The 23998-nt window shown below is 67.3% G+C and carries 25 protein-coding genes and 7 pseudogenes; 23 read left to right on the forward strand and 9 right to left on the reverse strand.

What is annotated here, in order from left to right; translation table 11 throughout:
* Positions 1-3: 3 nt before the first annotated feature.
* Entirely contained in the window at positions 4-1581 is a 1578-nt protein-coding gene (locus SALPAC2_RS0113865) for an ATP-grasp domain-containing protein (protein ID WP_018217244.1), read from the forward strand.
* Between the two features lie 412 nt (positions 1582-1993).
* Positions 1994-2908 (forward strand): NADP-dependent oxidoreductase, encoded by a 915-nt coding sequence (locus SALPAC2_RS0113870; protein ID WP_018217245.1) that lies wholly within the window; start codon positions 1994-1996, stop codon positions 2906-2908.
* Positions 2909-2964: 56 nt separating this feature from the next.
* Here the strand turns inward: SALPAC2_RS0113870 and SALPAC2_RS28615 are convergent, their stop codons facing one another.
* Both SALPAC2_RS28615 and SALPAC2_RS24790 read right to left on the reverse strand, forming a co-directional pair.
* The gene (locus SALPAC2_RS28615) at positions 2965-4005 is read right to left on the reverse strand and encodes a glycosyltransferase family protein (protein WP_033662095.1); all 1041 of its coding nucleotides are present in this window, start codon (positions 4003-4005) and stop codon (positions 2965-2967) included.
* On the reverse strand, positions 3909-5372 hold the full coding sequence (locus SALPAC2_RS24790; protein WP_223874895.1) for an MFS transporter: 1464 nt from the start codon (positions 5370-5372) through the stop codon (positions 3909-3911). Before SALPAC2_RS24790 ends, SALPAC2_RS28615 begins: the two co-directional genes overlap by 97 nt.
* Before the next feature lie 86 nt (positions 5373-5458).
* On the opposite strand from SALPAC2_RS24790, the gene SALPAC2_RS24795 reads away from it, so the two are divergent.
* From SALPAC2_RS24795 to SALPAC2_RS0113910, 4 genes and pseudogenes are all read left to right on the forward strand, one after another.
* The gene (locus tag SALPAC2_RS24795; RefSeq protein WP_223874185.1) at positions 5459-6166 is read left to right on the forward strand and encodes a TetR/AcrR family transcriptional regulator; all 708 of its coding nucleotides are present in this window, start codon (positions 5459-5461) and stop codon (positions 6164-6166) included.
* Between the two features lie 17 nt (positions 6167-6183).
* Positions 6184-6693 carry a hypothetical protein gene (locus SALPAC2_RS0113890; protein ID WP_018217249.1) on the forward strand — a complete coding sequence of 170 codons (510 nt, stop codon included), beginning with the start codon at positions 6184-6186 and terminating at the stop codon, positions 6691-6693.
* Positions 6694-7332: 639 nt separating this feature from the next.
* Positions 7333-7566 (forward strand): annotated as a pseudogene (locus SALPAC2_RS28620) (transposase); the annotation flags it as partial.
* A gap of 28 nt (positions 7567-7594) precedes the next feature.
* Positions 7595-8647 carry an ISAs1 family transposase gene (locus SALPAC2_RS0113910; protein ID WP_018217252.1) on the forward strand — a complete coding sequence of 351 codons (1053 nt, stop codon included), beginning with the start codon at positions 7595-7597 and terminating at the stop codon, positions 8645-8647.
* Between the two features lie 213 nt (positions 8648-8860).
* On the opposite strand, the pseudogene SALPAC2_RS24800 reads toward SALPAC2_RS0113910, so the two are convergent.
* Positions 8861-9415: pseudogene (locus SALPAC2_RS24800) on the reverse strand (phosphatase PAP2 family protein); the annotation flags it as partial.
* 237 nt (positions 9416-9652) lie between these two features.
* Here SALPAC2_RS24800 and SALPAC2_RS28625 point away from each other — a divergent pair.
* The 14 genes and pseudogenes from SALPAC2_RS28625 to SALPAC2_RS28190 all read left to right on the forward strand — a co-directional run.
* Positions 9653-9913 (forward strand): annotated as a pseudogene (locus tag SALPAC2_RS28625) (IS30 family transposase); the annotation flags it as partial.
* A 179-nt stretch (positions 9914-10092) separates the two neighbouring features.
* On the forward strand, positions 10093-11403 hold the full coding sequence (locus tag SALPAC2_RS26135) for a glycosyltransferase 87 family protein (RefSeq protein ID WP_080636919.1): 1311 nt from the start codon (positions 10093-10095) through the stop codon (positions 11401-11403).
* A 153-nt stretch (positions 11404-11556) separates the two neighbouring features.
* Complete coding sequence (locus SALPAC2_RS28490) at positions 11557-12213, forward strand: transposase family protein (RefSeq protein ID WP_162561337.1); 657 nt, start codon at positions 11557-11559, stop codon at positions 12211-12213.
* An 8-nt stretch (positions 12214-12221) separates the two neighbouring features.
* Entirely contained in the window at positions 12222-12545 is a 324-nt protein-coding gene (locus tag SALPAC2_RS28495) for an ISAs1 family transposase (RefSeq protein WP_050563100.1), read from the forward strand.
* 83 nt (positions 12546-12628) lie between these two features.
* Positions 12629-13090, forward strand: a complete 462-nt coding sequence (locus SALPAC2_RS0113925; RefSeq protein ID WP_018217255.1) for a hypothetical protein — start codon at positions 12629-12631, stop codon at positions 13088-13090.
* A gap of 72 nt (positions 13091-13162) precedes the next feature.
* Positions 13163-14320, forward strand: coding sequence for a hypothetical protein (locus SALPAC2_RS0113930; RefSeq protein ID WP_027657354.1), 1158 nt, complete (start codon positions 13163-13165; stop codon positions 14318-14320).
* Positions 14317-14673, forward strand: a complete 357-nt coding sequence (locus SALPAC2_RS26140) for a hypothetical protein (protein ID WP_018215572.1) — start codon at positions 14317-14319, stop codon at positions 14671-14673. The genes SALPAC2_RS0113930 and SALPAC2_RS26140 overlap by 4 nt, the downstream gene beginning before the upstream one ends.
* A 46-nt stretch (positions 14674-14719) precedes the next feature.
* The gene (locus SALPAC2_RS27305; protein WP_018217256.1) at positions 14720-15007 is read left to right on the forward strand and encodes an ISAs1 family transposase; all 288 of its coding nucleotides are present in this window, start codon (positions 14720-14722) and stop codon (positions 15005-15007) included.
* Between the two features lie 293 nt (positions 15008-15300).
* Entirely contained in the window at positions 15301-15609 is a 309-nt protein-coding gene (locus SALPAC2_RS26145) for a hypothetical protein (protein WP_263404679.1), read from the forward strand.
* A gap of 585 nt (positions 15610-16194) precedes the next feature.
* Positions 16195-16794, forward strand: a complete 600-nt coding sequence (locus SALPAC2_RS28500; protein ID WP_223874159.1) for a reverse transcriptase/maturase family protein — start codon at positions 16195-16197, stop codon at positions 16792-16794.
* A pseudogene (locus SALPAC2_RS0113950) lies at positions 16709-17260 on the forward strand (transposase); the annotation flags it as partial. The gene SALPAC2_RS28500 and the pseudogene SALPAC2_RS0113950, both read left to right, overlap by 86 nt.
* Before the next feature lie 865 nt (positions 17261-18125).
* A pseudogene (locus SALPAC2_RS28505) lies at positions 18126-18251 on the forward strand (IS110 family transposase); the annotation flags it as partial.
* 90 nt (positions 18252-18341) lie between these two features.
* Positions 18342-18959 (forward strand): IS256 family transposase, encoded by a 618-nt coding sequence (locus SALPAC2_RS24810; protein ID WP_018217258.1) that lies wholly within the window; start codon positions 18342-18344, stop codon positions 18957-18959.
* Positions 18902-19183: pseudogene (locus SALPAC2_RS28190) on the forward strand (transposase); the annotation flags it as partial. The gene SALPAC2_RS24810 and the pseudogene SALPAC2_RS28190, both read left to right, overlap by 58 nt.
* 55 nt (positions 19184-19238) lie before the next feature.
* Here the strand turns inward: SALPAC2_RS28190 and SALPAC2_RS28510 are convergent.
* The 4 genes and pseudogenes from SALPAC2_RS28510 to SALPAC2_RS26170 form a co-directional block, all read right to left on the reverse strand.
* Positions 19239-19295 (reverse strand): annotated as a pseudogene (locus tag SALPAC2_RS28510) (hypothetical protein); the annotation flags it as partial.
* 34 nt (positions 19296-19329) lie between these two features.
* Positions 19330-19827: a GNAT family N-acetyltransferase gene (locus tag SALPAC2_RS0113965; RefSeq protein ID WP_018217259.1), complete on the reverse strand. Its 498-nt coding sequence runs from the start codon at positions 19825-19827 to the stop codon at positions 19330-19332.
* A 22-nt stretch (positions 19828-19849) separates the two neighbouring features.
* On the reverse strand, positions 19850-20164 hold the full coding sequence (locus tag SALPAC2_RS0113970; RefSeq protein WP_018217260.1) for a nuclear transport factor 2 family protein: 315 nt from the start codon (positions 20162-20164) through the stop codon (positions 19850-19852).
* A 541-nt stretch (positions 20165-20705) separates the two neighbouring features.
* The gene (locus SALPAC2_RS26170; RefSeq protein ID WP_162173369.1) at positions 20706-20927 is read right to left on the reverse strand and encodes an NUDIX domain-containing protein; all 222 of its coding nucleotides are present in this window, start codon (positions 20925-20927) and stop codon (positions 20706-20708) included.
* A 73-nt stretch (positions 20928-21000) separates the two neighbouring features.
* Between SALPAC2_RS26170 and SALPAC2_RS0113975 the strand changes: the two genes are divergently transcribed.
* Entirely contained in the window at positions 21001-21690 is a 690-nt protein-coding gene (locus SALPAC2_RS0113975; protein ID WP_026184728.1) for an N-acyl homoserine lactonase family protein, read from the forward strand.
* A gap of 11 nt (positions 21691-21701) precedes the next feature.
* Here SALPAC2_RS0113975 and SALPAC2_RS0113980 read toward each other — a convergent pair whose 3' ends face one another.
* Entirely contained in the window at positions 21702-21923 is a 222-nt protein-coding gene (locus tag SALPAC2_RS0113980) for a hypothetical protein (RefSeq protein ID WP_018217262.1), read from the reverse strand.
* A 78-nt stretch (positions 21924-22001) separates the two neighbouring features.
* Here SALPAC2_RS0113980 and SALPAC2_RS0113985 point away from each other — a divergent pair, with 78 nt between their 5' ends.
* Positions 22002-22988: a hypothetical protein gene (locus SALPAC2_RS0113985; protein ID WP_018217263.1), complete on the forward strand. Its 987-nt coding sequence runs from the start codon at positions 22002-22004 to the stop codon at positions 22986-22988.
* 11 nt (positions 22989-22999) lie between these two features.
* Here the strand turns inward: SALPAC2_RS0113985 and SALPAC2_RS24815 are convergent, their stop codons facing one another.
* A complete protein-coding gene (locus tag SALPAC2_RS24815; protein WP_018217264.1) occupies positions 23000-23479 on the reverse strand; it encodes a hypothetical protein in 480 nt (159 codons plus the stop codon).
* Positions 23480-23749: 270 nt separating this feature from the next.
* Between SALPAC2_RS24815 and SALPAC2_RS26955 the strand changes: the two genes are divergently transcribed.
* Positions 23750-23872 (forward strand): LysR family transcriptional regulator, encoded by a 123-nt coding sequence (locus tag SALPAC2_RS26955; protein WP_223874154.1) that lies wholly within the window; start codon positions 23750-23752, stop codon positions 23870-23872.
* The last annotated feature ends 126 nt before the right edge of the window (positions 23873-23998 follow it).

The following is a 23998-nucleotide window of genomic DNA, read 5'->3' on the forward strand; positions in this document are numbered from 1 at the left end:
GGCTTGGGTAACAGCCTGCTAACCAAGAACCTCGACCGAGGGCTGGTCGACGAGGTCCACTGGCTCAACGACCGCGAGGCGTTCGAGGCCACCGAGGCGCTGGCGCGTGAGCAGCAGGTCTTCGCGGGCAACACGTCCGGCTCGGTCTACCGTGTGTTGGGACACGTCGCGGCACGGGCTCATCCGGGAGAGCGGATCGTCGGGATCTTCCCAGACCGGGGCGATCGTTATGCCGGAACCGTCTACAACCGGGACTACTGGACGGAGAAGGGGGTGGACGCGTTGCCGTCCCGCAGCGCGCCCACCCTGATCGGCTATGGCACCCCCACCGAGGCGTGGGCACGCGCGGAGGTCGCCGTGGACGTCCCGCGGCACCTTCTCTTCGTCGAGGCGAACACCAGCGGCACCGGGATGCTGGCGATGCGCTCCGCACGGGAGCTGGGACTGGTTCCAATGCTGCTGACCGGTGAGCCGGCTCGGTACGCCGGGCTGGAGCAGAGCGGGTGCCGGGTGCTGACCTGCGACACCAATTCGGTGGCCGGGTTGCGGGCGGCGATCCTCGACGGTTTCCGTCGTGAGGAGATCGCAGGGCTGACCACCACCAGTGACTTCTACGTGCCCACGGCCGCCCGGCTCGCCCGGTGGCTCGGCCTGCCGGCGAACCCGGTCGAGGCGGTGACGCTCTGCCGGGACAAGGCGGAGCTGCGGGAGACCCTGGCTGCGGCGGGCGTCCGTCAACCGCGGTTCGCGGTGTTGACCGACCCTGCCGGACCGGTCGATCAGGTGGGGTTTCCCTGTGTGGTGAAGCCCTCCGACGACTCGGGCTCCACCAACGTCCTGCTCTGTGGCGATGCCGACCAGGCCCGCGCTCAGACTCGCCGGATCATCGAGCTGCGCACCAACGTCCGTGGTCTCCCGACGGCCCGGACGGCACTCGTCGAGGAGTTCCTCGACGGCCCGGAGTTCAGCGTCGAGATGTTCGGTTGGAACGGCCGCACCGAATGCCTCGGCATCACCGCCAAACAGGTGGGCGAGCTGCCGTACTTCGTGGAGACCGGCCATCTGTTCCCGGCCGACCTGCCACCCCGGACGGCTGCGACGATCGTCGATGTGGTGCGCTCCGCCCTCGTCGCCTGCGGCATGCGGCTCGGTCCCTCACACACGGAGGTCAGACTGACCGAGAACGGTCCGGCGATCATCGAGATCAACCCGAGACTGGCCGGCGGCATGATCCCCGAGCTGATGCGCCTGACCACCGGGATTGACCTGATCGAGCAGCAGCTGCGGGTCGCCGCCGGGTTGCCTCCGGTGCTCGCCGCGCGGCCGTCCGGTCACGCCGGCATCAGGTTCCTGCTCGCCGACCGGGAGGGCCTCCTCACGGTGGTCGACGGCGTGGCGAGCGCTGAGCGACTTCCCGGCGTCGAGCGGGTCACCCTCACCACCCGGCCGGGCACCCCGGTCCGTCCGCCCCGCCACGCGTACGACCGCTTGGGTTACGTGATCGCCCGTGGCGCCTCCCCGGAAGAAGTGACCCAGACCCTTGACCTGGCCCTCAAGGAGATTCGTCTGACAGTGGCCTGACTCGACGCCGTGCCTACTTCATGCACGCCGCACGGGACATCAGCCACTGCACTGGTCCTACCTGGTGTCGGTGGCTAGTCGGGGCAGCGCGACACGTCCGTCACCTGGGCGAATTCGTACGCCACTCCCCGTGGGCCCGACCGCGAAATCGGGAGTTGACCTCATCTTAGGTAGAGGTTTTACCGTGGGCCGGCAGGGACCCGAGGGCGTTCTGCCCACCGGGGCACTCCGCGGGGAGGGAGGCGCCGACACGCGTGGGCATGGCTGGCCCAGGCGACACCCGGTACCGCACGGTCGGGGATCCGCTCCAGCGGTTCCAGGTGGACCAACCGGCCCTCCTGTCCCCTGTCAGAACCACATCCAACGAAGCGCCCGGTCCAACAGCTGTGACACGAAGGGAATCAGAACCAGCATGAAGGCAGCAGGTTTCTCCACGTTCGGTGGACCCGAGGTCCTGGATCTGATCGAGGTTCCGGCCCCACAGGCCGGCCCGGGTCAGGTACGGGTACGGGTCAAGGCCGCCGGAGTGCAGCCGTTCGACATCGGCATCCGGCAGGGCTGGGCCCCACCGTCGATCGACCCGACCCTGCCCCGGATCCCGGGCAACGAGTTCTCCGGTCTGGTGGACCAGGTCGGTGATGGTGTGACCGGCTTCCCGACCGGCACCCCGGTGCTCGGCTACAGCCTGCTCGGCAGCTACGCCGAGTACGTCGTCGTGCCGGCTGACCAGATCGTCGTCAAGCCGGAGGTGCTGCCGTGGGAGATGGCGGGTGGCTTCTCCGGCAACGCCCAGGGCGCTCACATGGCTCTCGAGGCGATGACCATCCGGCCGGGTGACACCGTCCTGGTTCACGGCGCCGCGGGGGGGCTCGGCACCTTCGCGGTGCAGCTCGCCCGGGCCTGGGGCGCGACCGCCGTCATCGGCACCGCCAGTGAGGCCAACCACGACTACCTACGCGCCATCGGCGCCATCCCGGTGGCGTACGGCGACGGACTGCTCGACCGGCTCCGCGCGGTGGCACCCGACGGCGCCGACGCCGCGCTCGACGCGGCCGGCCCGGAGGCACTGTACGCCTCCGTCGAACTGGTCAAGGACCGCAACCGAATCCGCACCATGGTCTCCGACGAGGCCGCCGAGGAGCTTGGCATCCCTGCTCTGGGTCCGGGTCGTTCCGCCGCCCGGCTCGGCGAGATGGTCGACCTGTACACGCAGGACAAGTTCAAGCTGCACGTCCGGCACGCGTACCCGCTCGCGGAGGCTGCGGCGGCGCACCGTGACGTCGAGAGCGGACACGGCCGGGGCAAGGTCGTGCTCACGGTGAGCTGAGCGAGGCTGGTCGAGCCAGACCACGGACATCGGGAGACGCCATCAGGCGACGACGGCTAGGAGGGGCGGCCCAGATGGCGGCGGGAGGCCACGGGGCAGGAACATCGGCAGCGCATGGACCCCGCGCTGATGCGGCTGGGCATCGTGGTCCTGCTCGGCATGATCGTGTCGGTCATGGACGGCACCATCATGGTGGTCGCGATTGATGCGATCAGCCGGGAGTTCGCCGCATCCGCATCCACGATCCAGTGGGTGACCGGTGCGTATCTGCTGGCCACCTGCGCCGCCATCCCGGCTTCCGGGCACCTGGTCGACCGGTTCAGCGCCCGTTCGGTTTGGCTGGTGTCGCTCGCGGTGTTCCTCGTCGCCTCGGCGATGAGCAACTCGGCGTTGAGCTGAGACCCGGCGCGGATCATGTCCGAGACATGGTCGATTGCGTAGTCGCGGCTCACCCGGGAGCCGGCGGAGACCAGTACCCGGGGCCGTTCGCCCTTGACGAACATCCAGGGCTCGAAGGGGCGAGGGGTCGCGTACGGCACATGGCGGATCGGCTCGGCGGGCGCGACGTCGGCGGGTCGGATGCTCAACGGCCAGGTGGTCAGGGACAGGGCCGGGTCCGGCAAGTCGGGGTGGCCCGACCGCCGCAGGTGTTCCAGCGCGCTCACTTCGCGGAGCGGAATCTCGCCGATGTCGACGGCGAAGCGGACGAGCGGAACACCCGCCTGGGCGGCCGCGAGCGGACCGGCGAGTGCGCCGGCGCAGCCGACCACCACGTCCGGACGCCAGTGGACGATCACGTCCTGTAGACCAGCGTGCGCGTCGATGCCGATCATGGCACCGAGGCGGCCGAGTTCCTCCTCGCGGGCGACCGGGTCGGCCGGGAGCGGGATGAGACTGCCGTCGGTGGCGGTGCGGTAGTCGCGCGGTGCCCGGGAGCTGTTGGCGACGGCGGGAAGCCCCGCGGTCAGCAGCGTCGGAACGGCGCCGGCGTGCGTCGCGGTCAGCACCTCGTGGCCCGCGCCGCGCACCGCCTGGGCCAGCGGCACGTACGGAAAGATGGTCCCGTCGCCGGCCTCGAACACGAACAGCACACGCATTGGGTCAGCCTCCGTCGCGCAGCCCGGCAGATGTGGCCCCCCCCATGCTCAGCTCGACTCGAATGCTGGTCGAGACCGCTGTCACCGGCCACGGCCGGGTCCGCCGGCCGGACCGGGAGATGGTCACCGGTCGGCGGATCTGGCGTTCGGCCGGGTGTTTCGAGGCGGCGCACCTGCGGGGAGAACAGGGCGGCGGCGGTGGCGACGATGATAAGTGCGCCGCACCCGAGCAGCGCCGGCCGCGGGCCGAGTTCTTCGGCGAGCGGGCCGGCGGCGAGCAGCGCCAGCGGAGCGAGCGCGAACGAGCCGAATGCGTCGTAGGCGCTCACCCGGGACAACGTGTCCGCGGGAACCTCCCGCTGCATGGTCGTCTCGAAGAGCACGCCGAAGATGTCGAACCCGATGCCGAGCAGGAGGGCGCCGACGATGACGGCGGCCAGCGGTGCGCCGGCTCCGAGGAGAAGGATCGGCAGGGCGATCGTGAACACGGTGAGGGTGGCGACCAGCAGAGGTCTGCGCGGACGGATGCGGATGGAGACCGCGATGCCGAGGAACATGCCGAGCGCGTTCGCCGCCAGGACCGCGGACCAGGCCGGGGCGCCACCGAGCTCAGCCTTGGCCACGACCGGCCCCAGCACCCCGAACGAGGCCTGCAGCACCGCACCGACCACCGAGAACTGTAGGACGATCACCCACAGCCACTGACGGGAGGAGAACGCCGACCACCCCTCGCGCAGCTCGCGCAGGACGGAGGCGCCGGCCCGGACCGGGGTGGGGGAGAGCCGGAGCAGCACCATGAGCAGCGCCGAGACGGTGAAGCCTCCGGCGTTGACCAGGAGGGCCCAGCCGGGGCCGACGAGCGCTACCACAGCGCCTGCCAGCGCCAGGCCCAGGACGCGGGCGCCGTTGGTGCCGAGCCGGAGCAGACCGTTGCCGGTCTGCAGCAGGTCGGACGGTACGACGCTGGGCACGATGCCGGTGAGGGCCGGCAGGAACAGCGCGCTGCAGAACCCGATCACCGCCGCGCAGGCCGCCAGAGCAGCGACCGGGGCCCAGCCGGTGAGCAGCATCGCCGCCAGCGCGGCGAACGCGGCGGCCGACACCACGTCGGTGACCGCGATGAGTCGGTTTCGGGGCACCCGGTCGCCGATGACTCCACCGAGGAGCATGAACGCGATCTGCGCCACCGATTGCGTGCCGATGACGATGGTCAGGGTCGTCGGCGTCGCGCCGGGCAGCTCCAGCACCCCGAAGGTCAGCGCCACCGGCCCGAAGGCGCTGCCGAGGACGGAGACGGTGCGGGCGCCGAACAGCAGCCGGAACCGGTGGTCACGGAAGAGCGCGAAGTCGCGGATGACGGCTCCCATCATGAGAATGAATTACGGAGCGAACCGTTCCGCGAGCTATAGCGCACGCCTCCGGCTCGGGGAGGGGCGCGGATTATGCTGGTCAGGTGACCGAGACGGACCGACCGAGAAGGCGTGGCCGGCATGCCGAGAAGGCGCGAAATGACCGCCGCGTGCTGGAGGCGGCTCGGGAGGTCTTCACCACCCAGGGCAGTGATGCGCCGATCGCGGCCGTGGCCGAGCGGGCCGGACTGGGGATCGGCAGCCTGTACCGGCGATACGGCAGCAAGGAGGAGCTTCTCCAACAGCTCTGCCTGCTCGCCATGCGGCAGACCGCCGACGCGGCGCAGGCGGGTCTGGACATCGAGGACCCCTGGGCCGGCCTGGTCCAGTACGTGCAGCGCTGCGTCGCGCAGCGCAGCGGCGCGCTGGCGCCGGTCGCCGGAAGCATCCCGGTCACCGTGGAGATGGAGCAGGTCAGCGAGCAGGTCTGGGAACTCGCCGAAAAGCTGGTCGCCCGGGCCAAGCGGGCCGGGGCGCTGCGGGACGACGTCACCACACTGGACATTACCCTGCTGATCGAGATGGTCAGCCGCCGACCGCCCAGCGGGCCGGCCGAGGAGGACGACCTCACCCGGCGCCGTCTGCTGGCGATCAGCCTCGCCGGTCTGCGTGCTCCTGCGGTCGAGCCGCTACCCGGTCCCGCGCCCAGCATCGACGCCTATCATGAACGCTGGGAGCAGGGCGGGGCGGACCTCTCGCGGCGAGCGTCATCGTCGTCGCACTGGTCCTCGCTGCCGCGTTCCCCGAGCTGAGCCTTTCGGTCAGCACGGTGTTCGACCTGCCGCCCCGCGGCGTGGGCACCCCGGAACTGCTTGCCGTCGCACTAGCCAGCGTCCTCCCGGCAATCACCACCCCACGATTCGACGGTCGAGAACTCAACGCGCACCTCTCCGCACGGTTCGGGCACCTGGCCTACTCCGCGGTCATGCTTGCAGCCCCTCTGGCCGTCCTCCCGATCTGGTACCGGGTAATCACCACCCGCCACCCCGACACGCAGTTTCCACCCCTGCACGGGCTCGTAGGCAACGTGGTCGCCTTCGCCTGCATCGGCGGGATCCTCTGCCTCGGCGCCGGCCCGCTGGCCGCCGCCGTCGCCACACCATCTCTGTTCGCAATCTTCGTGGTTGCTCAGCAAGCCCTACCGGAATCGCTGCTCACAAGGTTCTTCTCCACCGGACGGGCCTGGCACACCAACTACTGGATCACCGCCGCCGCTGCGCTCCTGACCCTAGTGCTCAGCTGGCGCCTACGGGCTGTCCCCTGGCCCGAGCGCCCCTGACCACAAGGCACAGCTCAACGTCCCATGGCCTGTCGCCACCAGATTTCGGACCCATCAATCGACCGCGGAGAGTGACATCCGCCCCGCCAGCACGGCTGCCGAGGGCGTTGCCCCTCGGCATGCGGGGGAACGGTTAACCGCTACTGGCCAGCGGCGACATCGACAGCAAGCGCGACGAGGGCCGCGATCGCCTGGAGCGCGCCGACGGCCAATGCCCACAACGCGATACGGGCTTCGAGCGCCATGCGCCTGCCAGGCCTCTGGATCGCCAGGCGATGCAACATCCGGAACGGCTGCCGGCGTCGGAGCCAGGCACGACGCTCCGCCAAGCGCGACGACGCCGGTGGTTACCAGCCGCGATGGTGCTCCCTTGGTGCTCGGATGTTCGGTGCATGACCAGCACGCACGGGACTACGGATCAGAAGGTTAGGGGTTCGAATCCCTTCGGGCGCGCAGAGCAGAGGCCCTGACCAGCGGAAACGCTGATCAGGGCCTCTGACATATTCGAACTGTCCCCCGAAAACCCCCCGGTAACGCCCGTGGACGGTCAGGTTCGGTGACCTGCTACGGCCACCGTTGTGCTGGTGTCTACGCGGTCTGGCGCGGCCCGTCGCGCTTTGGGACCGTGGTCGTACGGCCAGCACCACCGCGGATCGGTGCCACGTCGGCTTCTTTGACCTGTCGGACGAACAGGGGCTACTCGCCCAGGTCGAAGGCCGCACCACCGCTGCGGTCACCGGCTGACTCGCGGCTCGTCCGCAGGCCTGGCGTGACCAGATCCGGGCGGCGGCAATCGACATGTGCACGGTGTTCAAGGCCGCAATCCGGCAGGTGCTGCCGCACGCGCTGCTGGTCGTCGACCACTTCCATATCGCGTAACCTCGTCGACACCCTCAAAGCGGTGTGCGCGGTCCTGGCCGGCGCGTCGTCGTTCGCCGCGATCACCGACTGGCTGCATGATCTCGACGCCCAGGCCCGCGACCAGCTCGGTTTCGATCGCGGGGTGCCGGTGGGCACGACGGTGTGGCGGCTGCTGACTCACCTGGACGACGGGCTGCTGTCCACCGCCCTGGCCGGTTGGCTGACTACCCGCACCCGGCCGGTGAGCACGCCTCGGCCGCACCGGTACCGGAGGCTGATCGCCGTGGACGGGAAAACCCTTCGAGGTGCCCGCCGCCACGACGGCGGTCAGGTTCACCTGCTCACCGCGTACGACACCAGCACCGGCATCGTCCTGGCCCAGGTCACCATCGCCGCGAAATCAAACGAAATCCCCGCGTTCGCACCGCTGCTCGACGCGGTCAAGACCGTGTTGGGCAGCCTGACCGGCCTGCCGTTCATCGCCGACGCGCTGCACACCCAGACCGCCCACGCCGAGGAGATCGCCGCTCGCGGCGCCCACCTGATGATCCCCACGAAAGGCAACCAGCCCACCCTGTTCGCCCAACTCAAAGCCCTACCCTGGCCCGAGATCCCACTCGGTGACCGCCGCCGCGACACCGGGCACAGCCGCCGCGAGACCCGCACCGTCAAAGCCATCACCGTGCACACCCCCGGCGGAATCGGGTTCCCCCACGCCCAGCAGGCCATCCGAATCACCCGGACCCACACCACCGGCGCGAAAACCAGCCGCGAAACCACCTACTTCACGGTGTCCCTGCCCGCCGAGCAGGCCCAACCCGCCGACCTGCAGGACTGGGCCCACCGCGAATGGCACATCGAGAACCGCTTACACCACGTCCGGGACGTTACGTTCCGTGAAGACCTCCACCAAGCCCGCACCGGCAACAGACCCGCCGTCCTGGCCACTCTGCGCAACACCTCAATCGGCTACCATCGCACCAACGGCAAGGCCAACATCGCCCGCGCCACCCGACGCACCCACGACCTCATCACCGCCGTGACCAGCACCTATCCGACAGCAATGACCCTGGGTCACCCGCTACCGCTATAGGGGCAACACAATCACCCAACCCCTGAACCACAATCCCGCACCACCAGCGCCTGACGACGACACTGCGGAAAGCCGCATGCGGGCCAACTCGTACGTACGGTTCAGCGGCTTGAAAAAAAAGGACCGACATCAATCAAGACACTGCACCCCAAGCCGACCCAACCCTATGTCTCCGTACGGTATCCTGCCGCCGGCAACCGCTCTGCGCGATTGTCACACAAACTGTCGTCGTCCACGTCTAGCCTTTATTACGCGTCGGCACCGTCGCCACCAGCGCTCGGCCAGACCGACGATCGCAAAAGTCCCCAAGACGTACGCCCACCCGACTAAGACATCGATGACGTAGTGCTCACCGGAGTAGACGAGAGTGAACGTCATCGCCAGGGGATAGAGCAACAGGATGGCCGAGTAGCGCTTCCGTATCCGTGTCACGAAGAACAGCACGACAAACAGGGCGAAGGCCGTGTGCAGCGATGGGATCGCGGCCACCGGATTCGACGCGAGCTGGCCCAGCCGGATAANGCTGAACGCGCCGTGCATGCCGAACTCCTCGCCACCACGCAGGCTCAGCCGCTCCAAGGGCTCCAGGAAGCCGTGCTCGGCGGCCCACCAAGGCGGGGCGGCCGGATACAGGAAGTACGTAATCAAACCGGAAAGGCTTAGGACGAACCAGCGCCGCATGAACGCCGCCCACTGCGGCCGCGCGGTGAGCCAGAGCGCCGCCGCGACCCCGAGGGCGACAACGAAATGGGAGAAGTAGACGTATGTGATCGCCACTTCCCACGGTACACAACCGCAGTGGGCGGCGTGAGAAGCGGGTCCGGCGGCGCGGGGGCGCATGGCTGGCCCGGCGTCGATGACTGGCGATCGACGCGACCAGCCTCGACGTGGTCGACACCCCGGCCAACGTGGAACGTTTCGACCAGACGGTCGGGACGGCGACTCAGATAGTCCAAAGACTTGATCTTGGCGGTTTGATGACCCAGGACGTCCGTTGTGCGCAACATGTTGGCCGGAACTGGTCGTGAAGAGATATCCCGAGGCCTGGCTGAGGGCCTGGAATATACGGAGATCGACCGGTCGACGGCTCCCCGCGGCTGCAGACGGCCGTCGAGGGAGTTGCTAGAAGGTGGCTGGTCGTGGCCTCGACCACCGGCCAGTTGCCGCCTGACCACCGCGACGACCAGGCTGCACGGGTGTCAACACGAAGCGACTTACCAGTGGGTCTACGCCCAGCCGATGTCCACTCTGGCCCGGGAGTTGATCTGACGATGGCGGCTTCCGAGATCAACGACCAACCCCGTAAGATCCATAATTGGAATGCCTTCCGAGGCTTTCGTCGAGCTCGACGAGGCGAATGCTTCCACTGTCTAATTCTGCCGCGTTGTGCTGGGCGAGACTTCACCTCGCGTAAAAGAGTGTCCGGATACTGACAGGAGCCAGCGGTGCATACCAAATCGGTCGAGCCACTGATAGCGCCAGCCACCCACCCCAATCGATGGTTGGTTTCTCTGGTCTGGGCGACTGCCTGCATCGTGGCCGCTTTGCAGGCTTGGGCAGGACTGAGTCGACCTTGGTCCGACCGACTCAGTGACCTACAAGTATATTTGGGGGGTGTCAACTCATGGAAGGCAGGTAGCAGCCTTTATGACTTCGCCGCTGCCGAGACTGGCGCGCCGTTCACTTACCCGCCTTTTGCCGGACTAATATTTGCTCCACTTACCTACCTCAATACTACAACATTGATGGTGATTTGGACTTTAGCCACCGTCGCTGCGGTCATGGCGATAGCGAAAATCGCCGGGAAGGTCACCTCCGAAGCCTGGCAGGCCGCCCCAGGCGTTGCGATGGCCAGCTCAGCGCTGCTATTATTTCTTTCCGCTCCCATCAGTAGTAATATGCGTTTCGGGCAGGTTAGCATATTCCTTGCCCTGCTCGTTTTGCTCGACACGATGAAAATCGTCCCCCCAAAATATGCTGGTGTGGCAACCGGGATCGCGGCGGCATTGAAACTGACTCCACTGATCTTCATCCCTTATTTTTGGGTGACCGGGCAACGCCGAGCAGCCATCAACGCGCTAGGTACCTTCATTGCCGCTACCGGGTTGACCTGGCTCGTCCTCTTTGATGAATCGATTCGTTACTGGACGATAGAACTGCTGGACGTTGAGCGTGTCGGCAATATCGCCACCGGTGGCAACCAGTCCATCAACGGTGCCTTACTGCGCCTGGAATTCTCCGACTCGGCCCGAACCACCACTGTCCTAGTACTCGGTGGTGCCATCGTAGTCGTGGCACTGTGGCGAGCAGCCCAAATGACAAAGCGGGGAAGCCTTCTGGCGGCTAGCGCAGTAGTGGGCGCCGCCAGCGTGGTGTTCTCCCCGGTTTCTTGGACCCACCATCAGGTGTGGTTGGTGCTGGCGGCTTTCGCAGCAGTTAGTCTAGTAGCAGCGCGCAACTGGACGTGGTCTGCGGTCGTTGTCGCCTTGATGGTTCTACCGGTGACTTCAGTCGGCGCGAATTTGCCGGGCGGTGTTGTCTGGGAAAACATGCGGCTTGCGCTGGCGGTGCTCATTGCATGCTTCGCGCCATTCCCTGACGCTAGGGGCAGCATAGCGGCAGAACCCGCCGGCGCGACCGATTCAGCTAAAGAAAGTGGTCCGATCGAAACCGGTGATGTTTCGGTGGAGCATCCGGATCCGCCCGAACGGGATGAGCGTTATCCGCAGGGCGCGCGCAAGGACCCTGTCGGCTAACCTCGCAGGGCCCAGGGCCCCGGAGGAGTCCGCGAATGTCCCTTTTGGCCTGACGTTGTCCTGAGGGACGTGACCGGATGAGGAGCGAGCACGACACCTGTGGATCATGAAGTTGTCTACGCTTCAAGACTCACCAAGGGTGTCGTGCTCGCTGTGTCATCATCGCTCATCGCCGGGGCGGGGCATGCCGCGGCTGCCGCCATCGGTGCCGATTCACCGTCTGCGGGCTTGCTGGACCGGTTGGCGCAGGTCGCCGACCCTCGTGATCCTCGTGGTGTGCGGTACCGGTTGGCGACGTTGCTGGCGATCGGGGTGTGCGCGATGAGCGCGGCCGGCCACAACTCGCTGACCGCGATTGCGGAGTGGGTCCGACGCTGTGAACAGCGGGAACTGGCCCGGCTGGGTTGCCCGTTCAACCCATTGACCGGCCGGTACCCGGTTCCTGACGAGCGGACCCTGCGTGACGCCTACGCCAGGGTTGATCCGGGCGTGCTGACCGGCGTCGGGTACGGGCACTTGGCCGCGCTGGCCCGGTCCGCGACCGCCGCGGTGACTCCGGATGGTGTGCCCGAGCGGGAACAGCGTCGCGCTCACCGTGCCGCCCCCGCTGACCGGCCGCGCCGCGCCGCCGTCGCGGTGGGCGGTAAATGTCTACGCGGGGCCAAACGGCCCGACGGCAGTCGCGTGTTCATCCTGTCCGCCGTGCGTCATACCGACGCGGTCACCCTCGCCGCCCGCGAGATCGCCGCGAAGACCAACAAATCGGTGAGTTCGCGCCCCTGCTGGACCAGATCGCCGCGGCCGACCTGACCGACACGGTGATCACGGCGGATGCCATGCACGCCCAACGCGCCCACGCCGTCTACCTCGTGCAGCAGCGCCACGCCCACTACCTGTTCACCGTCAAAGACAATCAGCCCACACTCGCCGCGCAGCTCCGGCGCCTGCCCTGGAAGCAGGTGCCGGTCCTGCATCGCCAGAGCAGTCGCGGCCACGGCCGCGCCGAGATCCGCGAGGTTCAGGCCGTCACCGTCGATGACCTGGTGTTCCCCCACGCCCGTCAAGTCGTGCGGATCCGCCGCAGACGCCGCCCGCTGGGCACGAAGAGGTGGACCAGCGAGGGTGCGTTTCTTCTTGAGTGAGTTGGGCGGGGGTGTCGTGTCCGGCGGTTGTGGGTGGTCGTTGCGGTAGGTGGTGGTGGCCGGGCGGTGGGGAGGTCGGACTGGTGGAGTACGGCGAGGTTGCGCGTCTGCTGGCTGAGCGGGAAGCGGCTTGTCGGGCGGAAGCGGACCGGCTTGAAGGGGAGGCCGAGCGGATCGCGGGTCTGTTGTCGGTGTGCCGTAAGGAGTTGGAGCGGCTGACCGTGGCGCGTGAGGTGATCGGTGAGCTGCCGGTGGCTGATCTGGGCGCGCCTGTTGCGGGAGGGCGGGTGGTTGGTGATGGCCTGCCTGCCTCGGCTGCCGATGTGGCGGGGTCTGCCGATGAGCTGGTCGCGGTGTTGATCGAGTTCGGCCGTCCGGTGCGCTGTCAGGAGGTCGTCGCGCGTCTGGGTGAGGACCCGCGGGTGGCGCGGCATGTCGAGCGGGTACGGCATCGGCTGAAGAAGCTGAAGCAGGCCGGGCGGGTCGTCGAGCCGCGACCAGGCGTGTTCGTCCCCGCGGATGCGGCCGGTGAGACCGTGGGGTGAGAACAGGGCAACCATGAAGGGCCTTCCCGAGTTGGCCGGGTGACAAGCCTGTGCCGACCCGAGGAAGACCCGGTGACACTGTATCCCCACTCTGGGCCCGAACCCTGCGAGTTCGCTGCTTCCCGTACCCAGTTTGACCAGATCGTCGCGCGTTTGAGCGGCGAGGAGATGTTGGCCTGCACCCAGGCCGACCTGGAGGACTACGTCACCGCCGCCGGGCGGGAGTTGCAGCGGCTGCTGATGCAGGACCAGCTTGACGCGCGGGCCGTCCGCGAGCAGCGTCGTGACCAGGTGACCGGAGCCGACGGGACGGTACGCACCCGGGCCGAGCCCGGTCATCGGCGGCTGGTGGCCACCACGGTGGGACGCGTCGAGGTGCAACGGATCGCCTACCGGGCACCGGGCGTGGGCAACCTCCACCCAGCCGACGCGCGGTTGGCGTTGCCGCAACGGTTGTATTCCTTCCCGCTGCGACGGGCCGTCGCCCAGCGGGTGGCCGCTGGCTCGCTGCGCAGCGCACGCGAAGCGATCATCGAAGCCACCGGCCAGCACCTGGGCACCCGGCAGTTGATGGCCACCGCGGTGGCGGCCGCGGCCGATATCCGCGACTTCTACTCCGACCGGGCCGCGACCGCCGGCCCGGGCCTGGCCGGCGGCCGTGACCTGCTGGTGTTCAGCATCGACGCGACCGGAGTGAACATGATCCCCGCCGCGCTGCGCGCCCAACCAGCCCCCCGACAGCCGAGCCCGCAGCCACCCTCGGCCCAACTGGCCCGACGGGAACGCACCGGACGCGCCCGCATGGCGGTGGTCACCGCGCTCTACGACACGCCACCGGCGCCCCGCACCGCCGCCGACGTGCTACCAGCCAACGCCAGCGAACGCGCCGCCCGCCGCAACGGGCCACGCGCCCAACACAGGCAGGTCAGCGCCTCACTGGAACACGGCACCGCCGAGATGGTCACCACCCTGTTCGACCACGCCGAAGCCCGCGACCCACGTCACGAACGCCGCTGGGTGGTCCTGGTCGACGGCGCCAACCACCAACTCGACTGCCTCCAACGGGAAGCCCAACACCGCAGCGTCCACATCGACATCATCATCGACTTCATCCACGTACTCGAATACCTGTGGAAAGCCACCGAAGACCTACATCCCTCCCACCAGGCCCGCGCCGCCTTCGTCCACCACACCGCCCGCGACCTCCTACAAGGCCACGCACCCGCGTGATCGCCGACCTGCGCGCCCACATCCAACGCCTGACCGACCACCACACCCCCGGTCTGGAACGCGCTACCGCCTACCTCACCGCCAAACAGCCCTACCTCAACTACCACATCGCCCTTGCCCTGGGCTGGCCGATCGCCACCGGCGTGATCGAAGGATCCTGCCGCTACCTGGTCAAAGACCGCCTCGACATCACCGGCGCCCGCTGGAGCCTGACCAGCGGCGAAGCCGTCCTCCTGCTCCGCGCTGTCATCGCCAACGGCGACTTCGACCAGTACTGGCGCTACCACCTCCAACGCGAGCACCAACGCACCCACACCAGCCGCTACAAAGACCAACTCGCCCTGGCCGCATGAACCAGACAACAACCTCACTCAAAAAGAAACGCACCCGACCAGCGAAGTGGTCTACGCGATCACCTACCTCCCCACCCACCAGGCCCGACCCGAGGAGATCGCCGCCTGGGCCCGCGAACAATGGACCATCGGGAACAGCGTGCACTGGATCAGAGACGTCACCTTCGCCGAGGACGCCAGCCAGGTCCGCGCCCACAACACCCCCGCCGTCATGGCCACCCTCCGCGACATCATCCGCGGCACCTTCCGCCTCACCGGCTGGATCAACACCGCTAGCGCCCGCCGCGCTCACACCACGCCCACAGCCGCCCTCAACCTCCACGGCATCCCATGATCAAGCGGACATTCCCGGACTACTCCGGGGCCCTGTCGCAGGGCCCCGGGAAAGTCGTGAGGGTGTCCGGCTTGATGTGGTTGGTGTAGACACGCCTTGGTGGCGGTAGCAGGGTGGGCATGACTGATTCAGATCGTCCGAAGTGAGCCACGCGCGCGCTGCCATCATCGCTGATCTCGTCTGTGTCCACCGCACCGGCTGCCACGGTGTCCGAAACCGCTGCTGGGCTGCTCGCAGCGCTGGCGGAGTTGCCGGATCCTCGCGCCCGCCGTGGGGTCCGGCACCGGTTGACCGTGGTGGTGACCGCAGCGGTATGTGCCGTGGTGGCCGGCTACCGCTCGTACACCGCGATCGACGAGTGGATCGCCGACGTCCCGGCTGCAACCGCGGTCGCGTTGGGTATCCCCGGACCGGCGTCCGTCAGAAGCGATGATCCGCCGGCTGCTACAGGCCGTGGACCCGGACCTACTCACCGCCGCCGTCAGCAGCTGGCGCACCAACCGGGCATAGCCACACCCCGACGACGCCGATTGCCACTGGACATGCCCACAGCACCAGGCCCCGCGCCCTACACTCTGCGACGACCCACGGGACTTGCTTGAGCCGGATGCGGTGAAAGTCGCACGTCCGGTGTGCGCCGTGAGGCGCTTCGTTGTATCCCCCCGTGCAGCGGGGAGGAACTGGAGGGAGGTTCCTGGGGCTGCCGGCTTACCTGGACGCGAAAGCGCGAGGGGACAAGAGCATGCCGGAAGCGTGACGGTTGTCTGGAGGCGTCCGGGGTGACATGTCACGGGATCCGCCTGATACGGCCAAGGCTGGATTGCTTGAAGCCCAATCCCCAGCGATGAATGTGCGCATCCATCGGAACTACGCTTGAAACCGATGCCGCGTCGTGCGTCGGCATGAACCCGGAGGTCGATGCAACCTCCATGGCGTGGGGCACCGTCCAACGAGGGCGGTGAGGGAATGAGTGGGCGTCCTACGTCGGGCTCGACACGTATGACGAAGACGTACCACGGGACCGCCTACGGGACGCAGGTCCTACGGCGGCGGAGTGCCCGTAGTAGTCGCGGGAGTCACGACCCGCCAGGGAGGCCGGGAAAGCCGGACCGCAGGGCGAAGCCAAGATCGAAGCGATCATCGACGTGCTACGTCGGGAGCGCTACCGATGGCGGCCGGTCAAGCGTGTGCACATCCCGAAGAACGACGGGAGATCGCGCCCGCTGGGCCTGCCGACGTGGTCGGACGAACTGGTCGCTGAGGTGGTGCGTCTGCTATTGGAGGCGTACTACGACGTCCAGTTCTCCGACCGTTCTCACGGTTTCCGTCCGGGCCGGGGCTGCCACGCCGCGTTGAGTGAGGTGGTCGAGGTTTGGAAGGGTACGCACTGGTTCATTGAGGGTGATATCTACGACTGCTCCGGCTCTCTCGATCACCAGTCATGGGCTAGATTCTGGCGGAGAAGATCCATGACGGCCGGTTCCTGCGGTCGGTGTCCAACATGCTCACGGTCGGGTACCTGCAGGACTGGCGATGGCACGCCACGCCCTGCAGGCCCGCCGCAGGGCGGAGTGGCGTCACGGGTCTTGTCGAACATCTACCTGGATCGGTTGGACTGGTTCGTCGAGCAGACTCTGCTGCCTGAATACCATCAAGGCGTCCAGCGTCGGCGCCACCGCGCCTACCAAGTCGTTGTCGACAACCCAACGGTGGTACGCGTGGGCGCAGATTGCCACCGCCAGCCCCCGACTCGTGGTGCTGGCACGCCGGCACCTACGCACCGGTGACCTGGCCTTCCACTACTGCTACCTGCCCGAGGGGCAACCCCCAACCATGACTCGGCTGATCCGCGCCGCGGGACTACGGTGGCCCGTCGAGGAAGATTTCGAGTTCGGCAAGGACCAGTTCGGACTGGACCAGTGCAAAGTCCGCCTCTACACCGCGGTCCGCCGACACACCGTACTGGTCATGACCGCCCTCGCCGTCTGCGCCGTCGCCGCCGCCCAACTCCGCGACTGCGCCGACACCCAGGCACCACCACCGGCCACCCCCGACCAGACCCCACCAGCCGAGCCCTGCCTGATCCCCTACACGGTTCCCGAGACACGACGACTCCTGGCCAGAGCGCTGCACCGGGCGGCACCTCCCGAGCACGCCCAACACTGGAGCATCTGGCGCCGCCGCCACCAGGCCCGCTCACGCTGGTTCCACCAACGTACCCGGCTCAGCCGCGCATACGCCCTGGTCAGCTAGCAATTGGCGGCTACCGTACTACGCAGGTCCTTTCCTCGCGGCAGTCCACTAAGGAGCCTGCGGGCTTGATGAAGTGGACCATATGCCCTATCCTCCCAATTGGAGCTAAACGGGGAAGAATCTTGAAGTATTTTATTCGCCCCGTTTGTCCGCTATGGAACCATCCGCTATGGAACCGTTGGGTTCTGCGAGAACGGAGATTTAAATGCTGTTCAGAACTGTTCGTGCTGGGAAAAGGGCCGCGCTGACGGCCTCTGCGGCGGGCCTGGCTACCGCCGCGTCACTTGCTCTTGCGCCGGCCTCCCCTGCCCTGGCGGCGCCAGTATGCAACACCTTCAGCCCTGGTGGCGTGTCGTTCAGCGTCTGTATCGCGAAGATCGGTAGCGGCGGAGTGGAGGCGAGTGTCGGCAACATTTCCGGGACCTACATTAGCGGCGATCTTGCCGTATACGAGGACGGCGAACTTGCGCGTTCGAGCTGCTCCGGCCAATTCCATGCGGGCAGCGACTGCGATTTCACCCACTGGGGAGAAAGCGGCAGCTCGTACAAAGCAACTTGGCGCGCTAAGGACGGTTCGAGATACGACAGCGACACCATTAGCGCCTAAGGTCGCGAGCTGCGCTGCCTGCTGCCGTAGGTGACCTGTCTGACCTACAACTTTGGCGGCGGCGACGGACCAGAAGGTTAGGGGTTCGAATCCCTTCGGGTGCGCAAGATCAAGAGGGCCTGACCTACGGAAACGCGGGTCGGGCTCTCTGCATTCTCGTCCCTTGCGGACGTTTGGCTGCTCAGTGGCTGCTCGTCCGACGAGCGTCCCCTGTGTGGCGATGCGTCCGGGTGGGTCCGGCCGAGTTCGGCTTGTGCGGAAGGAAAGAACCACCGGCAAGCGATACTCGCCCTCGCCCGACGACGCGTCGACGTCCTCTGGGCGCTTATCCGTGACCGCAAGGCCTTTATCCGACCGGCGCCGGCGATCCACGCCGCAGCCTGAACCAGCACGCTCCCCGCCGACGCGACTCCTGTTCCGTCGGCCGTACCACCCTGCCCGCCAAAATCAACCGGAGTCACATGGAGACTCGGTATGTGGGCCGGGACCGGCGGGGAAGGTGCCAAGCAGTGGGCCGGCTACCTCACCGAGCTGCGTAACCGAGGTGTTGAGGACGTGTTCATGGTCTGCTCCGACGGGCTCAAGGGCATGACCGACGCGATCGAGCAGGTCTGGCCGCAGGCGGTGCACCAGCAGTGCGTCGTGCACCTGGTGCGGGCGTCGCTGCGCTACACCAACCGCAAGGACTGGCAGAAGATCACCCCCGCCCTGCGGGAGATCTACACCGCCCCCACGGTGGCCGCGGCCGAGGCCCGGTTCGAGGCGTTCGCCGCCGAGTTCGGTGACCAGTACCCGGCCGTGATCCGGCTGTGGCGGACCTCGTGGCCGCAGTTCGTGCCGTTCCTGGACTACGACCACGAGGTCCGCAAGGTCCTCTACACCACCAACATCATCGAGAGCCTCAACGCCCGGTTCCGCCAAGCCGCCCGCCGGCGCGGGCACTTCCCCACCGAGCAGGCCGCGATGAAGGTCCTCTACCTCGTCGTCGAACAGAAACGCCGGGGCGGTGGGAGCATCACCGGCCGGGTCTACGGTTGGGCCAAGGCCCTCAACGCCCTGATCCTCGCCTACGGCGACCGGATCACCATCTAACAACCTCGATCACACCACAGGCCCAAACACGGAAATCGAAATCGACACACTCCCTACGCCGGGTCGAAGATGTAGCCACCCTGATCGACCGGCGGGTGTATCTACCGGCGTCGTGGACTGACGACCGGGACCGCTGCCAGGGCGCCGGCGTGCCCGACGAGGTTGAGTTCGCCACCAAATCGGAGCTGGCCGGGCAGATGCTGCCAGGTCAGCGTCGTGACGCGCAAGCGGACCGGTCGATAGGCCGTACTGGGCGCACCACTCGGATGTCGACGGCAGCTTGTCGCCCGGCTCCAGGTCACCGGACCTGATCCGCTCCCGGATCTCGTTGGCGATCCGCCCGTAGGACGGGGTCCGGGTGGCGCCGGGGTCAGGCCGCCGGGTCCGGAAACCGCTCGCGGGTGAGTTCCGCGACGATCTCGCCGTCCTCGTCCAGCTCCAGTTCCTGGAAGCCGACCGAGCCGTAGAGACCGCGGGCCAGTTCGTTCGACTTATGTACGGACAGCCGGACGCCCTGACAGTCGGACCGCTCCATCAGCCAGCGCACCAGGGTCAGTACGGTGGCCCGGCCCAGCCCAGCACCCTGCCGCGACGCGTCGATTACCATGCCACCGATCCAGTACCTCTGATCGTCGTCGTCCCAACCCCACATGACATGGCCGACGACCTCCTCGTCGGCACAGACCGCTAGGGACTGCCACACCCCGCCACGCATGCTGAGCAGCACATATCGCGCGGCCGACGGCGCGACGAAGTCCCGTTGGTCGTCGCGGGGTACGACGTCCGCCACCGCTCGCCAATTGTCGTCGTCGATGGGTCGCAGCCGCACGAGGCGCCCCGCCCGGTCCGTCAGCCCAAAATCGATCATAGCCGCCTCACCTCGTGACAGGTCATACCATCGGAGAGAAGAAAAACGTGTCCCGCCGAGCAAAGGTGTGCTCGGCGGTGAAGACAAAGAAGTCGGCAAATCGGAGATGAACCTCCGAGTCGTCCCGCAGCGTGCCGTCGAAGATGCCGTGCACCGCGGCCTCTTCACCAGCCACCAGGATCGAACGGATCTGGTGGTGGCCTCCCCTGATCACCCGTTCCTCGCGGTAGAAGCGTTCCAGGTTCGCCCGGCCGACCAGTGGCTGATAGCCCGGCCGGGAGTATACCGCGTCGGCGGCGAAAATGTCGACCAGCCCTGCCACGTCCCCGGCGTCCACAAGCGAACAATATCCTCCACGCGCTTTCTACGGACGGAGTCGACTTGAAGGTTAGGGGTTTGAATCCCTTCGGGCGCGCAAGATCGTAAGGGGTCTGACCTGTCGATATGGCGGTCGGACCCCTTCGCTTTTCTGTCCCTTGTGGTCGGTTGGGTGCTCGGATGGTGCTCGTGCGACGAGCATCCCCTGGGTCCGCCCCTGTTCGGGGGTTCTTCAGTGGGTCCGGTCCCGTTTTGATCTTGTTCTGGTGTGCTTGTCGGGTCCGGGGTTGGATGCCGTGCCGTTCGTGGTTTCAGCCGATGACGCGTACGCGGGGCCAGCGTTGCGCGGGTCGATGTCGGGTGAGTCCTGCGGGCTCCTGTGTTCAAGATCAGTCCGCGTGGATAGTCCGTGCTTCCGTACGGCGGTGTGGGTGAAGATGGAGCGCGCGGCTGCGGGAGGTGGGTTGGGATGTCGAGCAACATCGAGCGTACGTCCGGGCCACCGGCGGCGATGCGTGTCTCGGCCGTCGAGCTGGCCCGCCGTTAGGGAGTCCGGCCGGTCATCTCCGTTGACGGCCTGGCCCGGCCTGGCCTGTTCGAGTCGGACGATGAGCACGACGCCTTTCCCGGACGAGTGCGGTGGGGGCGTCCTCGCCCGGCTTGAGCCCGCCACCGGGCATCTCCCGCCAGGGATCAGTGCCCGGACGGTTCGGGTCGCGGGTCAGCAGCAGCAGAATCCGACCGGTGGCACCGACCACGAGTGCACGCGCTGCCTGTCTCATCGCGGCAGATCCTTCCATCGGTTGGCGGTGTTGCTGACGCGGCATGGTTGCACCGCTCCGCAACAATGAGGCGATGCAGGACTTTTCGGTGTATCGCATTGATTTTGGATATGTCATTCGACCGAGTGCCGAGACCGGCGGCTCGCCTGCCGCCGTACCCGTGCTCGGGTACCTGCTTGAGAATGACGAACGCCGGATCCTCTTCGACAGCGGCATGGGCACCCATCCGTCGGTCGAGGCACGGTACCAGCCGCGGCGGCGGGACATCCGAGCCGCGCTCGCCGACATCGGACGGTCCATCGACGACATCGACATGGTGGTCAACTGCCATCTGCACTACGACCACTGCGGCGGCAATCCGGACCTGGCCGGTCGGCCGATCTTCACGCAACGCACCGAGCTGGAAACCGCCCGGACCACCGAGGACTACACGCTTCCGGAGCTGGTCGACGCGCCGGGGCTGACGTACGAGGTGCTGGATGGCGAGACGGAGATTGTCCCCGGGGTCACCGTCCTGCCGACGCCGGGCCACACGCTCGGACACCAGTCGTTGGCGGTGCGGCGTTCCGACGGGACGCTGATCCTCGCTGGACAGAGCCACCGGGACGCGAGTGCGTTCGCTGGCGACTTCGCCAACCTGCGCGCGGACGCCGACGGACACCCGGAGGCGCTGGATCCGGCGCCGGCCTGGGTACGGCAGATAGCGCGGCTCGACCCGGCCCGCGTGATGTTCGCGCACGACCGGGCCGTCTGGCTACCCTGACCGCGGCACGTTCACCTGGTTATCTCGAAGTGCAGGCGGGAGACCGCGTCCCGGCTCCGCGTGATCGCCTCCGCCCCGGTGGCCCCGACGGCGAGCACGCCCACGCCCCGCGAGTCGGAGTCGTAGACGTCGGACACCACCGTGCCCACGTCGAAGATCAGCTTGACCCGCTTCACGCCGGGCAGCGCGGCGGCCTCCTCCTCGCCGGTGACCGCTCGACAGGCCTTCCGCAATCCGCCGCCAGAACTGCCGCCGCACCTCCCGATACCCGTTCACCCCGCAGACCCGGCGACCGCATCGCCGGCCTGCCCGTGACCATCGTCGTCCAGCCCGCAGGTCTCCCCATCACACACCTGGCCACCCACACCGACCCGCTGGGTCTGGTGGTCATCGCGCAGCCGTACGACGGTTGGGGAACGCCGAGGATCGGGTTCTTCACCGGAGGTGGTGCTGACGGCAGTGGCTTGGTGCTGCGCGCCGACTGGTCGGCACCGGATCCGGCCACGACCAAGGTGGTGAGCCTGGTCAGTGCTCGCCTGCAAGGGCCGGTCGGGGCAGCCAGCGGGGACTACTGGGGCGCCAATGCGATCGTGCTGGCGATGCCGGGCGTGACCTCGGTGCAGGTGTCGAGTACGACGGTCGATCAAGAGTTACGCGACGGCGACAGTGGCAGCCCCGGGCAGGTGCGTGTGCAGCCACTGCCGATTTCGTCGACGGCGTTAACCACCACAATCACGGGATTCCACGGTAAGACCCGGGTCTTCGGGACTGCGGCTGACGGTGGCGCTTTCGGCGACGCCGAGCCGATAGCCGCGCAGGTCACCGCCGCAGGCCCTGAATCGCTGACCGTGTCGGTGACCGACACCAGCCGCGTGAAGCCGGGTCAACTGGCGGCCACCGGCGACGGGCTGGTGGGCCAGGTCTCCGCAGTCGACACCAGCACCGGTCAAGTGACCATCAGAGCGTCTACCACGGTCGGGTTCGTCAGTCCTGCCTATACCGACATCAGCGACCACTCCGGCCAGGTAGCCGATGACGGCACCGGCCTGCGACTGCGGAACCTGCCGGCAGACGCGAACGTGGACATCGGCAACCGGGTACTGGTGCCCGACCCCGCCCAGTGCGACAACCGCGTCGGCGCCCTGACCGTCGGGCACGTCTCTCGCCTCTCCCCGGTGCGGCTGACCGCTACGGCGAACCTCGCCACGGCGCGACAAGTGAACATCATGGTCCACCCGCTCGTTAGACGACATACGCGGAGGGGCCGCCCCGACCCGGACGGCTCCTGCCTATTGTGAGACGCGGTGCCTCATTGGCTGTCGGCGACGCTGCCCTTGCCCTGCGCCCAGCCATTGAGGAACTTCAAGTAGTAGGTGTTGTTGCTGTTCACGCCGGTCCAGCAGTAGTGACTGGTTTTACCCCCAGCGTAACTGACGGTAGCGCCCTGCTGGACATCCCAGCCGAACGTGTCGACCCACAGTTCTATCTTGATGTCCGCAGTGCTGTACACCTGTGTGGTGTTGCACACCTGGGTGGTCGTCGTATTGAACCGCCGGCCTTCCAACGACGCCTCGTACTCGAAGGTGTAGTTGAACGGCAGGCTGTCCGCCAAAACCGACATGTCGCCGGCCGCCCTCGCCTCGTCCGTGAAGTGGTACGTCGGTCCCGCCACCAGCGCGGACCCTGCCGGTACCGGCGTGGCTACCACCGGGGCGCTCCCCGACGGTGTCGCCGGCGCCGCGTGCGCCGGCGTAGCAGCAACCCCGAGCGTCACAACCAGGGTGGCCATAGCACCGATGATTCGTCTACCCGTCCCCATTGCATCCTCCAGTGATGGTGATCTGAGGGGCGGCTACGACGAACCGGTCATAGCCACCCCTGCCTGGCGTTGATCGACACTCACAGAGTTATCTACACCTCCGGAAGTGCTGACCGGCGATGATCATAGTCCTATATGGCCGGAGTGCCCAGCCCCAGATCGCGCGCTGTCGTCGTCGCCATCAAGTCGGCTGTGCGGGGTGTCCGCTGACCCCCGTCACCGGTCATCTGCAGGCAGGGCATGAGTATCCAGTCGATTCGGGCCTTCGCCGCTGTGGTCCAGCAGGGGTCCTTCGCCGGCGCACCGGAGTTGCTGAAGGTTAGCCAGCCCACGGCAACGCAACACAGTGTCCATAGTAGATAGCTATTTCCAATGCATAGCGCTATGTGGATGAACCAACGCGCTGTGCCAAGCTTTAGCACGCCCCGAACACCGGCCCGGCCACCCGGCCCGGCCCCGGTACCCAGCGGGCAGAGCAAGAGACGACGT

The organism is Salinispora vitiensis (assembly GCF_000378825.1).
In the GTDB taxonomy this organism is placed as follows: Bacteria; Actinomycetota; Actinomycetes; order Mycobacteriales; family Micromonosporaceae; genus Micromonospora; species Micromonospora vitiensis.

What these genes read in the sequence shown, in the direction of transcription:
- SALPAC2_RS0113870 (WP_018217245.1), top strand. Translation starts at nt 1,994, where the DNA reads ATGAAGGCAGCAGGTTTCTCCACGTTCGGTGGACCCGAGGTCCTGGAT.
- SALPAC2_RS28615 (WP_033662095.1), bottom strand. Translation starts at nt 4,005, where the DNA reads ATGCGTGTGCTGTTCGTGTTCGAGGCCGGCGACGGGACCATCTTTCCG.
- SALPAC2_RS24790 (WP_223874895.1), bottom strand. Translation starts at nt 5,372, where the DNA reads ATGGGAGCCGTCATCCGCGACTTCGCGCTCTTCCGTGACCACCGGTTC.
- SALPAC2_RS24810 (WP_018217258.1), top strand. Translation starts at nt 18,342, where the DNA reads ATGTGGGCCGGGACCGGCGGGGAAGGTGCCAAGCAGTGGGCCGGCTAC.
- SALPAC2_RS0113965 (WP_018217259.1), bottom strand. Translation starts at nt 19,827, where the DNA reads ATGATCGATTTTGGGCTGACGGACCGGGCGGGGCGCCTCGTGCGGCTG.
- SALPAC2_RS26170 (WP_162173369.1), bottom strand. Translation starts at nt 20,927, where the DNA reads ATGAGACAGGCAGCGCGTGCACTCGTGGTCGGTGCCACCGGTCGGATT.
- SALPAC2_RS0113975 (WP_026184728.1), top strand. Translation starts at nt 21,001, where the DNA reads ATGCAGGACTTTTCGGTGTATCGCATTGATTTTGGATATGTCATTCGA.
- SALPAC2_RS24815 (WP_018217264.1), bottom strand. Translation starts at nt 23,479, where the DNA reads ATGGCCACCCTGGTTGTGACGCTCGGGGTTGCTGCTACGCCGGCGCAC.
- SALPAC2_RS26955 (WP_223874154.1), top strand. Translation starts at nt 23,750, where the DNA reads ATGAGTATCCAGTCGATTCGGGCCTTCGCCGCTGTGGTCCAGCAGGGG.